Genomic DNA, 13,245 nt, shown 5'->3' with positions numbered 1-13,245 from the left:
CTACGGCTCACGACAGGTCCACGCAGACGTTCGTGAGTTCGGAGTAGAAGTTCAGCGAGTGCACGCCGCCCTCACGACCGATCCCGGACGCCTTCACCCCGCCGAACGGGGTACGCAGGTCACGCAGGAACCACGTGTTGACCCAGACGATGCCGGCGTCGAGCCGGGCGCCGGCCCGGTGCGCGACGCCCACGTCCCGGGTCCACACGGTCGCCGCCAGGCCGTACTCGGTGCCGTTGGCGAGGGCGTACGCCTCGTCCTCGGTGTCGAACGGGGCGACGTGCACCACCGGGCCGAAGATCTCCTCCCGGTTGGTGCGGGCGTCCGGGCCGAGCCCGGTGAGCACCGTCGGCTGCACGTACGACCCGCCGTCGCGGGTGTCGCCGAAGGTGGGCGTGCCGCCACCGGTGAGCACCTCGGCGCCCTCGGACCGGGCCAGCTCGTACGCGCCGAGCACCTTCTTCCGGTGCTGGTGGGAGATCAGCGGCATGGTGGCGGTGGCCTCGTCGGTCGGCCACCCGTACGCCAGCTCGCCGGCCCGCTTCGCCAGCCGGGCGGTGAACTCCTCGAACACCGGGCGCTGCACGTAGATGCGCTCGGTGCAGAGGCACACCTGCCCGCCGTTGGTGAAGCTGGACCGCACCGAACCGGCCACCGCGGCGTCCAGGTCGGCGTCGGCGAAGACCAGGCCGGCGTTCTTGCCGCCGAGTTCGAAGCTCACCGCCTTCACCCCGTCGGCGGCGGCCCGCATGATCGCGCCGCCGGTGGCCGACTCGCCGGTGAAGGTGATCGCGTCGACGCCCGGGTGGCGGGTGAGGAACTCGCCCGCCGAGTCCGGTCCGAAGCCGTGCACCAGGTTGAACACCCCAGCCGGTACGCCGGCGGCGGCCATCACCTCGGCGAGCACCGTCGCCGAGGCGGGAGTCTCCTCGCTGGGCTTGACCACGACGGCGTTGCCGCAGGCCAGCGCCGGAGCCACCTTCCAGGTGAGCAGCAGCAGCGGCAGGTTCCACGGCACGATGACCGCGACCACGCCGACCGGCTTGCGCAGCGCGTAGTTGAGCGCCCGGCCGCCGGTCGGGGTGACAGTGGTGAACGACTCGGTGGGGGCGGTCGCCACGATCTCCGCGAACGCCCGGAAGTTCGCCGCGCCACGCGGGATGTCCAGGGTGCGGGCCTGGGCCATGGACTTGCCGGTGTCGGCTACCTCGGCGGTGACCAGGTCGTCGAAGCGGCGCTCCAACTCGTCGGCGACGCGGCGCAGCACCTCGGCGCGCTCGCGCTCCCCCATTCGACCCCACGGCCCCCGCAGCGCCGCCCGGGCGGCGGCCACCGCGTCGTCCACCGTGGACCGCGATGCCTCGTCCACCTCGAAGACCTGCTCCCCGGTGACCGGGCTGGCCTTGGTGAACGTCGTCCCACCGTCGACGAACTCGCCGGCGACGAAGTTGCGCAACCGCTGCGGGCCACTCGGCGCGTGGCCGGCCATCAGTCGTGGATCCCAGTTGCCGGTCATCCGCGCCTCCCTCGGCTCAGTGCCGCGCCGATCGCGCCGACCAGCAGCAGCGCGGCCCCGCCGACGACCGCCCCGAGCACCCGGTGCTGTCGGCGCACCCGGCGGCGAACCTCGGCGTACGGGGTGGTGGAGAACGACACCAGCTCGTACTGGGAAACGTACCGGCCGGGCAGGGCCCGTTCCAGTGCGTGCTCCACCCGCCGCCGGGTCTGGAAGACCGGGGAGGCGACCTTGTCCCGCATCTCCACGAAGTTGGTCAGCGCCATCGTCGCGATGGCCTCGGCGTTCTCCTGTCGGCGTCGCTGGAACAGCGGCAGCGCCGCCAACCAGTCGTCGGCGCACTCGTCCAGGCAGCGGTCCAGCTCCACCACGTCCTCGAACGCGCAGTTGGCGCCCTGGCCGTAGAACGGCACGATGGCGTGCGCCGCGTCGCCGAGCAGGCCGACAGTGCCGTTGACCTGCCAGGGGGTGCAGCGCACCGTGCCGAGCACGCCCACCGGGTTGTGCTGGTAGTCGTCGACCAGGTTCGGGGCCAGCGGCACCACGTCCGGGTAGTACTCGGTGAAGTGCCGTTCGATCTCCGCCGGGCTGGTCAGCGAGGCGAAGCTGCCGGCGCCGTCGTTGGGCCAGAACAGCGTGCAGGTGAAGGAGCGGTCCGGGTTCGGCAACGCGATCATCATCGAGGTGCCGCGCGGCCAGATGTGCAGCGCGTCCGGGTCCAGGGCGAAGTCCCCGCCCAGCGGCGGAATCGTCAACTCCTTGTAGCCGTAGTCGAGGAAGTCCACGCTCTCGTCCAGCAGCCCGTACGCCAGCAGTTGCCCGCGCACCGCGGAGCCGGCGCCGTCGGCACCCAGCACGACCGACGCCCTCGCCGCGACCGGGCCCTGCGGGGTCTCGAAGCTCAGGGCGCCGTCGGTCGGGTCGAGCCCGACCAGCCGGTGGTCGAAGACGACCCGCACCCCGGGCAGTGCGGCGGCCTCGTCCAGCAGGGCGTTGTTCAGCGCACCCCGGCTGATCGAGTTGATCGCCCGGTCGCCGGCCGCGCTGTACGACTGGAACTGCTGCTCACCCTCGACCGGGTGGATCATCCGGCCGCGCATCGGCAGCGCGTCGGTCATCACCTGCTCGGCCAGCCCGATCCGGCGCAGCGCGTCCAGGCCGCGCTCGGAGAGCGCCAGGTTGATCGAACGACCACGCTCGGCGGTGCCGGCGCGCGGGTCGGAGCGGCGCTCGTAGAGGGCCACCGGGTAGCCACGCCGGGCCAGGAAGCAGGCCGCCAGACAGCCGGCCAGCCCGGCACCGATGATCGCGATCTCGTCGCGGCGCGCGGTCATGAGGTCACCTGCCCGACGGTGGACGCCAGCGCGGCCGCCGCCCGCCAGCAGTCGAGGTACGTGGAGTACAGCGGCACCGGGGCGAACCGCACGACGTCCGGTTCGCGGGCGTCGGCGATGACCCCGTGTTCGTACCGTAGGCGTTTGGTCAGCTCGGCGGCGCTGCCGGACCCGATGCGCACGGAGAGCTGGCAGCCCCGGCGGGCCGGGTCGCGCGGGGTGACCACCCGCAGCGGCCGGCCGACGGTCACCTCGTCGAGCAGCGACTCCAGCCAGCCGGTGAGGCGTTGGCTGCGGGCGCGCAGCGCGGTCATGCCCACCGCGTCGAACAGCTCCAGCGACGTGCGCACCGGGCCCATCGCGAAGATCGGCGGGTTGGAGATCTGCCAGGCCTCCACAGTGGCCGGTGGCCGGGACACCGGCGTCATCTCGAACCGGGTGGCCGCCGCGGTGCTCCACCACCCCTCGAACCGGGGCAGGTTCCCGTCGCCGAGGTGCCGCTCGTGCACGAAGACGCCCGCCAGGGCACCCGGGCCGGAGTTCAGGTACTTGTAGGAGCACCACGCGGCGAAGTCGACGTCCCAGTCGTGCAGGGCCAACGGCACGTTGCCGACCGCGTGGGCCAGGTCCCAGCCGACCACCGCGCCGGCGGCCCGGCCGGCAGCCGTGATCGCCGGGATGTCCAGCAGCTCACCGGTGAGGTAGTTGACCCCGCCGAGCAGTAGCAGAGCCACCCGATCACCCTCGGCGGCCAGGTAGTCGGTCACGTCCTCGGTGCGCAGGGCGTCCTCACCGTCGCGCGGACGCAACCGGACCACTGTGTCGTCCGGGTCCAGGCCGTGGAACCGGGCCTGGCTGCGCACGGCGTAGCTGTCCGAGGGGAACGCGGCGTCCTCGATGACGATGCGGGTGCGCGCGCCGGCCGGTCGGTAGAAACTCACCATCAGCAGGTGCAGGTTGACCGTGAGCGAGTTCATCACCCCGGCCTCCGCGGGCCGGGCGCCGACCAGTCGCGCGGCCGGCCCGGTCAACAACTCGTGGTACGGCAGCCAGGGGCGCTCCGCCTCCAGGTGCCCCTCCACGCCGAGCCGCCCCCACGCGTCCAGGTCGGCCAGGAGTTCGTCGCGGGTGGCCCGGGGTTGCAGACCGAGCGAGTTGCCGGCCAGGTACGCCGACTCGGGGTGGTCGCCGCCGTCGGCCGGCGGCACGTGGAACAGGTGCCGGTGGCCGGGGTCGGCCTCGTCGCGGCGGTGCGCTTCGGCCTCGCCTCCGGCGAGGCGGTGCGCCTCGGCCTCGCCTCCGGCGAGGCGGTGCGCCTCGTGTTCTGGGGTGTGCATGTCTCGCTCTCCGGTCACATCGCGGTGCGGGCCGACCACAGCTCCGGGAAGACCACCCGGGCCATGCTGCGCTGCAACCAGGCCAGGCCGGCGGAGCCTCCGCTGCCGACCTTGGCGCCCATCGTCCGCTGCACCGCCTTGACGTGGTTCCAGCGCCAGTCGCCGAACTCCTCGGCGACCGCGCTCAGCGCCTCGCCGAGCAGCCGCAGGTGGTTGTCCGGGCTGGCGTCGTCGTAGATCCGGACCCAGGCCGCCTCGACCAACGGGTGCGGGTCGTGTTCGACGGCCACGTCCCGGTCGAGCAGGTCGGCGGGGAGGTCGAAGCCACGCCGGGCGAGCAGCGCGAGCACGTCGTCCCAGAGACTCGGGGTGGCCAGTGCGGCGCTCAGCTCGGCGTGCACCTCGGCCTGCCTGCGGAACGGGCGGATCAGCGTCGGGTCGCGCAGCCCGAGCAGGAACTCCAACTGCCGGTACATCGCGGACTGGAAACCGGAGGCCTCGCCGAGCAGATTGCGGAACCGGTTGAAGTCGGCCGGACTCATCCAGCGCAGGCCCTGCCAGGCGGCGTTGAGCCCCTCCAGGTGCAGCTTGGCTCGGCCCAGCGGCGCCAGCGCCTCCCAGATCTGGTCGGCGCGGATCAGCCGCTGGGTCTCCCGCAGCTCGTGGCAGGTCAGCCCGAAGTACAGCTCCATGATCTGGCTGACCATCAGGAAGGACATCTCACCCGGGTCGCTGCTGAGCGGGTGCTGCATCTTGTGCAGGGCGCTGGCCTGCACGTACGCGTCGTACGGCACCATGTCGGCGAACTCCAGGGTCGGCTCGCCACCGGTGCGCGCCGCCTGGGCCGCACGCTGCCCGGGGGTCACCGGTTGCACCGTGGCACGGCGGTTCGGCGCCCGCCGCTCCGTCTGATCCACCATCTCGTCTCCCTCCCCCGGACTAGCCGACGCCATGATCTCGCGGTCGGATCGGCCTGCGGAATGCCGAATCAACGGCTGTCGCCGCCTTCTCCTGGCAAACCAAAGGCAACTAGGCGAAGTCGGTTCACGAAAGTAAGGTCTGAGCGTGGACGACATGGACTGGGCGCTGCTGCGCGAGTTGCAGGCCGACGCGCGGCTCTCCTTCAGCGAGCTGTCCCGGCGGGTGCACCTGTCGCCGCCGTCCGTCGCCGAGCGGGTCCGCCGGCTGGAGGAGGCCGGGATCATCACCGGCTACCACGCCCATGTCGACCTCAGCCGCGCCGGCCGCACCGTCGTCGCGCTGATCCGGATGTCCTGCTACGGCGCGCGATGCATCCTGCACGACCCGGCGGTGGCCGACTGGCCGGAGATCCTGGAGATCCACCGGATCACCGGGGACGCGTGCAGCGTGCTGAAGGTGGCGGCCGGCTCGATCGGCGCGTTCGAGGGGGTCATCGACCGTCTCGCCCCGTACGGCCAACCGTCGAGCACGATGGTCCTCTCCTCCCCCCTGAACTGGCACCCGATCACCCCGCTCCCTGCCACCGGGCCCGTCCCCCGCCCGCGCTGACCCGTCCGCCCCGCCCGCCCGTCTCCCCGCGATCTTGCAGTTTCTGTTGGTGAAATGCCGGCTGAGAGCCGATTCGTCGCCGCAGAAAGTGCAAGATCGCGAGCGTGGATGGGTGGGTGGGTGCGGGATGGGGGGTGGGGCGGGTTTGCCCCCGCGCCAGCGGGAAAGCAACGCCCGTGCCCAGGGGAGGGTTCCGGCGGTTGTCGCCGGTTGGGGGGGAAATCATGCAGGGAATCCGCACGATCAACCGCGCGCTCTCGTCCGTACTGACACTGCTGGGGCTGGTTGGCGCGTTCGTCCTGTTGTCGGTCGCGCCGGCACGCGCCGGCGAGAACGTCTTCGTCGAGGTGACACCGAACAGCGTCCAGGCCGGTAGCCGGGTCAGCATCAAGGCAAGCTGCGACAACGACAACAACAACCGGCGGTCCAACGTGCACTCCGACGCGTTCGGGAACGTCATGCTCAAACCGGACAGAGGCTTCTTGACCGGACAGGTCACCGTTCCGGCCGACAAGCCTGCCGGTGACTACGCGGTCGACCTGCGCTGCGAGAACGGCCAGACGGCGTCGACCACCCTGAACGTGCTGAACATGGCCTCACCCAGCAAGGGGCCGGCCACCGGTGGCGGCGGAATGGCCGGCGGTCGCGGCACCGGTTCGCTGCTGGTGCTCGGTGGCGTGGCGTTGGTGGCCACCGCGATCGTGCTCGGCATGGCCGGCGGCCGACGTCGACCGGGAGCCGGCTCCTGAGCCGGATCACCCATGACCCGCAGATCCGCGCGTGCGCGGCCGAGTCGCCGCGCCCGCCTCCGGGCCGGGCCGGCGCTGCGCGCGTCCGGCCGGCTGGTCGCCCGCGTCTCCGGACGGCTGCGCCGGGTCGCCGGGCAGGCCGTGACGGCCAGCGTCACCACCACCGACCCGGCCGCGCGCCCGCTGCCGCCGAAGCGTCCCGCCGGGCCGCCGTCGGCCCGACACCGTTTCGGTACGAGCCCCGGGTTGCCGGTGCTGGCCATCGCCGCGCTGATGGTGCTGATCGTGGCGATGCTCGGCGTCGAGCAGGTGACCGGAATGAGCCTGCTGCCGGACCGGCTCAGCGCCGGCCTGCGACCGCCACCGAAGAAATTCCCGGTGCTGCCGGCAAGCCATCCGACAAGCCTCGCCATCGAGAAGATCGACCTGCGGGCGCCCGTACACGACGTGGGCATCGCCCCGGACGGCACGATCGCCGTGCCGGACGCGGCCCGCGCCCAGGAGGCCGGCTGGTACGACCAGGGGCCCACCCCGGGCCAGTACGGCCCAGCCGTGATCGTCGGGCACGTCGACACCACCAGCGGGCCGGCGGTCTTCCACAAGATCCGCGAGCTGCGCGCCGGTGACGAGATCGAGGTCACGCGCACCGACCAGCGAGTGGCGGTCTTCGAGGTGAACTCGGTGGAGAAGTTCGACAAGGGCCGACTGCCGGTGGACGAGGTGTACGGCGACTTCAGCCGCCCGAGCCTCCGACTGATCACCTGCGGTGGCCAGTGGGTCGGCGGCGAGACCGGCTACGCGGACAACGTGGTGGTCTTCGCCTCGCTGGTCAAGGCGCGTTCAGGGTGAGGGCGGGCAGATCGGAACTACGGGTCAGTTCTGGCCCGGGCTTGCCACGGGCAACCCTGCAGCCTTGGCACAGTCGAGCAGTCGCCGATCGTAACTGACGAATGCGATAAGTGTTGTTCCGGACTCGTTTGTCAGAACCTGGGCCGTGGCAAGGTGAATGGCGTCGAGGCTGCGTAGCGTCGGCTCGGCGAACGCAGCTGCGGTCGCGCGGACAGTGCTGTCGATCTCCAGCCGGAAGAGACGCCCGACGGCAGCCGGCACTCCGATCAACGCTTGCGGGGCTGATCGGCGCAACGCTCTGGGCACCTCAACCTCGACGAGGGCGGAGGAGGCCAGCGGGACGTCTCCGTGGCTGTTGAGCCAGGAGACGAGGTCAGCGCTGCATTCCTCCTGCCGAACCAGCTTCACAACGGCGGCGGAGTCGAGATAAATCACCAGCGCTCCTCGTCCCGCATCTCAGCGAGCGTGGCGGCGACGTCCACATCCTCAGCGCCGAGCTTGGGCGGAAGCGGGACAGGGCCACCGCCGGTTGGAGCGACTGCCCGTCCCGCCGCCACAAGCTTGGCCAGCACTGACCTGTCGTCGCTAACCGGAACGAGTCGGGCGACGGGGCGCCCGCGATCGGTGATCTCGACCGTCTCGCCACCACTTACCCGAGCCAGCACCTGACTCGTGTTCTGGTTCAGCTCTCGGACCCCGATACGCTCCACGAACACAGTGTAGAACTAAATGTTCTACACCGCGAGCCTATTCGCCTCGTATCGAGAAGACGGCGGCCAGTGGGTCGGCGGCGAGACCGGCTACGCGGACAACGTGGTGGTCTTCGCCTCGCTGGTCAAGGCGCGCTCGGGTGGCTGAGCAGCGTCGACGTAGTCGGCGAGCCGGGCGGCCCCGGTGAGCATGGCCCGGCCTCGCTCGGTGAGACGTTGCCGCCACTGGCGCAGCGACGCGGCGAGCGGTTCGGCACCGCCGGCGTCGCGCACTCGACCGAGCACGCCGGCGATGTGGTCGAGTCGGTACCCGCCGCGGCGCAACAGGTGGGCGAGTTCGGCGTCACGGACGTCGTCGGGAAGGTAGAGCCGGTAGTGGGTCACCGGATCACGTACCGGCCGCAGCACCCCGGCCCGCTCCCATTTGCGCAGCGTCGCCGGCTGCAGACCGAGCCGGTGCGCCAGCACGCTGACCGGCACGGCCTTCCGGCTCTGCGGTTGCGGTCTCGTTCCGGTGAGCGTCGCCACCGCCGTCTCGACCGCGTCCAGGGTCTCCCGGTCGCGCTGGAGCAGGGCATGGCCCGCATCGATGGTGCGCAGCGCCGCATCGATCTCGCCCCGGTTGACGGCCCGCATGATCTCGCCGCTGGCCGCGTAGCCGTGGCCCGCGATCAACGCGAGGTAGGCACTCAGCGCCTTGGCGTGCAGCTCGGTGAAGCGACGGTAGCCGTTCGGGGTGCGCTGGGCCGGAGGCAGGACGCCGTCCCGCTCGTAGTTGCGCACCGCCTGCGCGGACAGGCCGTGGGCACGCGCGAGATCGACCGGTCGTCGTACCCCTGGGTTTGAAGGTTTTGTGGTTGTCACCGCGCTCCGCCGCTCGAAAGTCTCACACGCTGGTTCAACGATACGGTTCATGGAATGCCACCTTTTCTCGACCTGCTGGCGGTATCCCCGGACCTGCTCGCGCTCGGCGAGCCGACGCATGGTGAGTCCGCCTTCCTTCAGCTCCGCAACGAGGCCTTTCTGTCGCTGGCTGAGCACGGCTACCGCTCGATCGCGGTGGAGAGCGACCGGGCGGCCGGGCTGATCGCGAACGAGTTCGTGCAGGGCGTCGCGGCCGTGACGCTCGACCGTGCGCTCGCCGAAGGGTTCAGCCACGGATTCGGCGCGGCCCCGGCCAACCGTGACCTCCTGCTGCGGATGCGGGAGTGGAACGCCGGACGGCCGGCCGGCGAGCGCCTGACGTTTCACGGCTTCGACGCCCCGGTGGAGCTGGAGAGCGCTCCGAGCCCGCGCCGCCACCTCGACCAGGTCTGCCACTTCCTCGGCCTGGACCGGTCTGCCGAGATCGACGACTTGATCGGGGACGAGGCGCGGTGGAGCGACACGGCCGCGATCTGGGAACCGGGCCGATCGGTCGGACGCTCGACCGACGCCCAGCGGTTGCGGGTGCTCGCCGACGACCTGCTGACCGAGTTGTACCTGCGGGCGCCCTGGAAGTCAGCGGGCTGGGCGGCGGCGTACGTGCACGCCACCGCCGCGGTCGCGTTGCTGCGGTACCACGCCGCGGCCGCCGCACCACTTGCCCAGGCGGACCGCTTCGCTCGCCTGGCCGCGGTCCGGGACGCGCTGATGGCCGAGAACCTGCTCGCGATCCGATCGGCCGAGGCACACCGCGGGCCCACGCTGGTCTTCGCGCACAACACGCACCTCCAACGCCACCTGAGCACGATGACGCTTGCCGACACGGAGGTGTCCTGGGCCGGCGCCGGAGCGATCATCGCGTCGCTGCTGGGCGACCGGTACGCGGTGATCGCCGGCAGCCTCGGCGCGAGCCCGGCGCTCGGCATCGGGGCACCCGCCGCCTCGACCTACGAGGGCAGACTCCAGCAGGAGAGCGAGCTTCCCCGGTACCTGCCGGCGTCCGACATCGCGGCGGCCGAGCAGCGGACGCACGACTACCGCTACTTCCCACTGGACCGGGCCACCATCGAACACGCCGACGCGGTCCTGCACATCCCGACCGGTGTCGACGCCGCCGTGCTCGCCGATCGGATCGTCGCGCTGCCCGGCGTCGAACAGCTCGTGGCGAGCGAGGAGAACGGATCACCCGAGGCCGCCCGGGGCGACCGGTTCTTCTTTGTCGGCCCGGACCGCCGCCAGCCGTTCGCCACCATCGTCGAGCACGACGTGCCCGGCTTCGACGAGGCCGCACAGCTGGACCGCCCCGGTGTCTTCCGCCTCAACCTGGAGCTGGGCCGCACCGAGTTCGAGCGGCTGTTCGGCTTCCCGCCCAAGGCATTCGAGGAGCACCGGCACGAGTTCGACTTCGCCCGACTGGACACCCTCGTGCCGCACCCGGGCTACGCCCAGTACGGCTTCGCCAGCATCGTCATGCCCGGCCCGCAACTGCTGCCCGAGATCGACCGGCTCCTCGCCGTCGCGTACCGCCGGGCGGTCGACCGCCACGAACGCGCAGCGCGCCGGGCAACCCACCCCGGAGCCTGACCACGCCCCTCGTGTTCAGGCGGCTGCTTCCGGCTCCCGCAGGTCCAGCCAGTCGGCCCAGCGGGGGTCGGGGGCGCGGTGCCCGAGCACCCGCCAGGCGGTGCCCTTGGGGGCGGCCGGCAACGCGTGTAACCGCCACCCCATCTCGGCCGGGGTCTTGTCACCCTTGGTGTGGTTGCACCGGGCGCACGCGGCGACCACGTTCTCCCAGGCGTGCCGGCCGCCCCGGCTGCGCGGGAACACGTGGTCGATGGTCTCGGCCGGGCCCCGGCAGTAGGCGCACCGCCACCCGTCCCGGGCGAAGATCGCCCGCCGGGACAGCCCGACATGCGTGCGGTACGGCACCCGGACGAAGCGCGTCAGCCGGACCACGGACGGCACCGGGAGCGCGTCGCGGGCGCTGTGCAGGATGCCGTCACCATCGGCGACGCAGACCGCCTTGGCGGAGAGGACGAGGATCGCGGCGCGACGCACCGACACGACACACAGCGGCTCGTAGGTGGCGTTGAGGACCAACGCGCCGGAGCCCACCGTGGGTCGTATGTCAGGCATCGCGCTCACCCTCCCGGTTCAGCGGCTGCTGCGAACCGCCGCCGACCGGGGCCGGGCACACTGGCCCACACGGTCGACGCCGGGCCGATCACCGACGTCCGTTGCGCCAATAGTCCCTGATCGGACCCCGGATTGCACGTACTAATCTCTCTTCTGGTAAGCGGATCACCCAGGCCGGGACGGGGAGCCGCTCCAGCCTGGGCGGACGCGGCCATGGTGACGGGTTCACGACGCTTCGGTGCTCACCCTCGACCGATCGGCCAGCAGGTCCAGCGGCCGTCGGCCCCTATGGTCACGGGCATGATCGACAGACTTTCCGCTGCGACCGTGCGCCACCGGCACGTCGTCCTGGCACTCGGGCTTCTCCTGGTCGGTGTGAACGCCGCAAACCGAGGGTCCACGTACCTGGTGGGGCAGCGTCTGTTGATCCTCATCTCCCTGGCAGCCCTGGTCCTGGCGGTCGTCGTCATGGGGGTCCGGCCCGCCTACCTCGTGGTGCAGCCGCAGATTCCGGCCTTCGCCACACCCGGGCCGGCCTGGACGGTGTTCTTCGCCCTGGGTTACCTCGGGCCCGCATCCACCCACGTCGGCGCACTGGTGCGCTCGACCAGACAGGGCACGCTGTCGACGTTCGACGTGGTTTTCGACGTTCTCTGGGTGGTCCTGGCCGCGCTGCTGGTGACGTGGGCGTGGCGGGGTCAGGGGACACGGCTGCATCCGTCCGGGGTACGGCAGACGTGGGCGCTGGGCTCGCGCACCATGCCGTGGGAGGCCCTCCAGGTCCCGCAGATCCCCTCGGCCGCCGACCTCCGCCTGTGGCTGGGAACGAGGATCACGGAACCCCAACTGGTTCGGCAGCGCGGCATTCCGCAGAGCCGGGGAGCGACGCGGAGAGTCAACGTCGACGCCGGATTTCTCGCCGCGGTGATCGGGCACTACGTCGCTCACCCCGAACACCGGGCGGCGATCGGTGGTCAGGCCGAGTACGAACGACTCCTTGCCGCGTTGCCCGGGAGAGGGTGAGCATCCTGCCCGGGACGGTAGGTCACCCGGCCGGTGGGTCGGCGGCGGGCGCTCGGGCCCCTTGCGGTACGAAGACAGGGTGAGTGCCGCCAGCGTGACGCCCCTAGCCCTGCCCGACACCGTCTCGGTGAGCTGCCAGGGCAGCACCTCCTGCGAGTGGATCTACCGGATCACCGGGTCCGCCTGGTTCGCCGAGGGAAGCTACTGGATCCTGCTCAAACCGCTTCGGGTCCTGCTGATCCTGGCACTGGCGATGGTGGCCCGCTGGGCGTTGCACCGGACGATCAACCGGCTGGTCCGGACGACCACCGACGGTGCGGTGCCGACGATGCTGCGGCCGCTGCGCGAGCGGGTGCCCACCGCCGCGGCCGACCCGGCCGAGTTCGTACCCGAGCGGCGCCGGCAGCGGGCCGAGGCGATCGGGTCGGTGCTGCGCAGCCTGACCACCGCGTTCGTCTTCGGCATCGCGCTGCTGATGATCCTGCGCGAGTTCAGTTTCGACCTGGCTCCGCTGCTGGCCAGCGCGGGGATCGCCGGCGTCGCGCTGGGCTTCGGCGCGCAGAGCCTGGTGAAGGACCTGATCGCCGGCCTCTTCATGCTGATCGAGGACCAGTACGGCGTGGGCGACAACGTCGACCTGGGCGAGGCGATGGGCGTGGTCGAGTCGGTGGGCCTGCGGGTCACCACCGTGCGCGACGGCCGCGGCGTGCTCTGGTACATCCGCAACGGCGAGATCATCCGGGTGGGCAACAAGAGCCAGGGCTGGGCTCTGGTGGTGGTGGACCTGCCCATCGGCTTCAACAGCACCGAGGAGGCCACGGCGGTTCTCCGGACCGCCGCCGCCTCGATCGCGATGGACCCGGAGCTGTCGCCGGAGATCGTGGAGGCGCCCGAGGTGCTGGGTGTCGAGCAGGTGACGGTGGACGGCGCGGTCATCCGCACGGTGGTGAAGACGACCGCGGACGGGCAGTTCGCGGTGGGCCGGGAGTTGCGTCGACGTCTCGCGGAGGCTCTGGAGAACTCGGGGATCACCGCGCAGATCGCGGCCGCCCGCATCTATCCCGGCCTGACGACCCGGCCGTTGCCGGAGGGCGAGACTGGTCAGGGCGGTGCCACCTGAGGCCGCGACACTGTCCT

General features: G+C 71.4%; 14 protein-coding genes. 6 read left to right on the top strand and 8 right to left on the bottom strand.

All coding sequences use genetic code 11. From position 1 onward, the window contains the following. Window positions 1-7: 7 nt before the first annotated feature. From ACFYL6_RS32300 to ACFYL6_RS32285, 4 genes are read right to left on the bottom strand one after another with little or no spacing between them, the layout of a single operon-like run. The gene (locus ACFYL6_RS32300; protein WP_387177035.1) at window positions 8-1,489 is read right to left on the bottom strand and encodes a 2-hydroxymuconic semialdehyde dehydrogenase; all 1,482 of its coding nucleotides are present in this window, start codon (window positions 1,487-1,489) and stop codon (window positions 8-10) included. A 23-nt stretch (window positions 1,490-1,512) separates the two neighbouring features. Beyond that, complete coding sequence (locus tag ACFYL6_RS32295) at window positions 1,513-2,850, bottom strand: FAD-dependent oxidoreductase (RefSeq protein ID WP_387177009.1); 1,338 nt, start codon at window positions 2,848-2,850, stop codon at window positions 1,513-1,515. Further along, window positions 2,847-4,187, bottom strand: a complete 1,341-nt coding sequence (gene kynU / locus ACFYL6_RS32290; RefSeq protein ID WP_387177008.1) for a kynureninase — start codon at window positions 4,185-4,187, stop codon at window positions 2,847-2,849. The genes ACFYL6_RS32295 and kynU overlap by 4 nt, the downstream gene beginning before the upstream one ends. A gap of 14 nt (window positions 4,188-4,201) precedes the next feature. Next, entirely contained in the window at window positions 4,202-5,104 is a 903-nt protein-coding gene (locus ACFYL6_RS32285) for a tryptophan 2,3-dioxygenase (protein WP_387177034.1), read from the bottom strand. Between the two features lie 148 nt (window positions 5,105-5,252). Here ACFYL6_RS32285 and ACFYL6_RS32280 point away from each other — a divergent pair, with 148 nt between their 5' ends. From ACFYL6_RS32280 to ACFYL6_RS32270, 3 genes are all read left to right on the top strand, one after another. Continuing rightward, entirely contained in the window at window positions 5,253-5,717 is a 465-nt protein-coding gene (locus tag ACFYL6_RS32280; protein ID WP_387177007.1) for an Lrp/AsnC family transcriptional regulator, read from the top strand. Between the two features lie 224 nt (window positions 5,718-5,941). Then, window positions 5,942-6,466, top strand: a complete 525-nt coding sequence (locus ACFYL6_RS32275) for a hypothetical protein (protein WP_387177006.1) — start codon at window positions 5,942-5,944, stop codon at window positions 6,464-6,466. Between the two features lie 75 nt (window positions 6,467-6,541). Then, window positions 6,542-7,315, top strand: coding sequence for a class F sortase (locus ACFYL6_RS32270; protein WP_387177033.1), 774 nt, complete (start codon window positions 6,542-6,544; stop codon window positions 7,313-7,315). Between the two features lie 24 nt (window positions 7,316-7,339). Here ACFYL6_RS32270 and ACFYL6_RS32265 read toward each other — a convergent pair whose 3' ends face one another. From ACFYL6_RS32265 to ACFYL6_RS32255, 3 genes are all read right to left on the bottom strand, one after another. Next, a complete protein-coding gene (locus tag ACFYL6_RS32265; protein WP_387177005.1) occupies window positions 7,340-7,750 on the bottom strand; it encodes a type II toxin-antitoxin system VapC family toxin in 411 nt (136 codons plus the stop codon). Beyond that, the gene (locus ACFYL6_RS32260) at window positions 7,747-8,025 is read right to left on the bottom strand and encodes a type II toxin-antitoxin system Phd/YefM family antitoxin (RefSeq protein WP_387177004.1); all 279 of its coding nucleotides are present in this window, start codon (window positions 8,023-8,025) and stop codon (window positions 7,747-7,749) included. The genes ACFYL6_RS32265 and ACFYL6_RS32260 overlap by 4 nt, the downstream gene beginning before the upstream one ends. A 90-nt stretch (window positions 8,026-8,115) precedes the next feature. Further along, a complete protein-coding gene (locus ACFYL6_RS32255; protein WP_387177003.1) occupies window positions 8,116-8,889 on the bottom strand; it encodes a MerR family transcriptional regulator in 774 nt (257 codons plus the stop codon). Between the two features lie 54 nt (window positions 8,890-8,943). Here ACFYL6_RS32255 and ACFYL6_RS32250 point away from each other — a divergent pair, with 54 nt between their 5' ends. After that, window positions 8,944-10,533, top strand: a complete 1,590-nt coding sequence (locus ACFYL6_RS32250) for a DUF6194 family protein (RefSeq protein WP_387177002.1) — start codon at window positions 8,944-8,946, stop codon at window positions 10,531-10,533. 15 nt (window positions 10,534-10,548) lie between these two features. Here ACFYL6_RS32250 and ACFYL6_RS32245 read toward each other — a convergent pair whose 3' ends face one another. Next, the gene (locus ACFYL6_RS32245; protein ID WP_030333470.1) at window positions 10,549-11,085 is read right to left on the bottom strand and encodes an HNH endonuclease; all 537 of its coding nucleotides are present in this window, start codon (window positions 11,083-11,085) and stop codon (window positions 10,549-10,551) included. 300 nt (window positions 11,086-11,385) lie between these two features. Here ACFYL6_RS32245 and ACFYL6_RS32240 point away from each other — a divergent pair, with 300 nt between their 5' ends. Further along, complete coding sequence (locus tag ACFYL6_RS32240) at window positions 11,386-12,108, top strand: hypothetical protein (protein ID WP_387177001.1); 723 nt, start codon at window positions 11,386-11,388, stop codon at window positions 12,106-12,108. 61 nt (window positions 12,109-12,169) lie between these two features. Beyond that, window positions 12,170-13,228, top strand: a complete 1,059-nt coding sequence (locus ACFYL6_RS32235) for a mechanosensitive ion channel family protein (protein WP_387177000.1) — start codon at window positions 12,170-12,172, stop codon at window positions 13,226-13,228. Window positions 13,229-13,245: the final 17 nt, after the last annotated feature.

Origin of the sequence: Micromonospora sp. NPDC007208 (genome assembly GCF_042869175.1) — a bacterium.
Lineage (GTDB): Bacteria > Actinomycetota > Actinomycetes > Mycobacteriales > Micromonosporaceae > Micromonospora > Micromonospora foliorum.
This window is presented reverse-complemented; position numbering and strand designations above follow the sequence as displayed.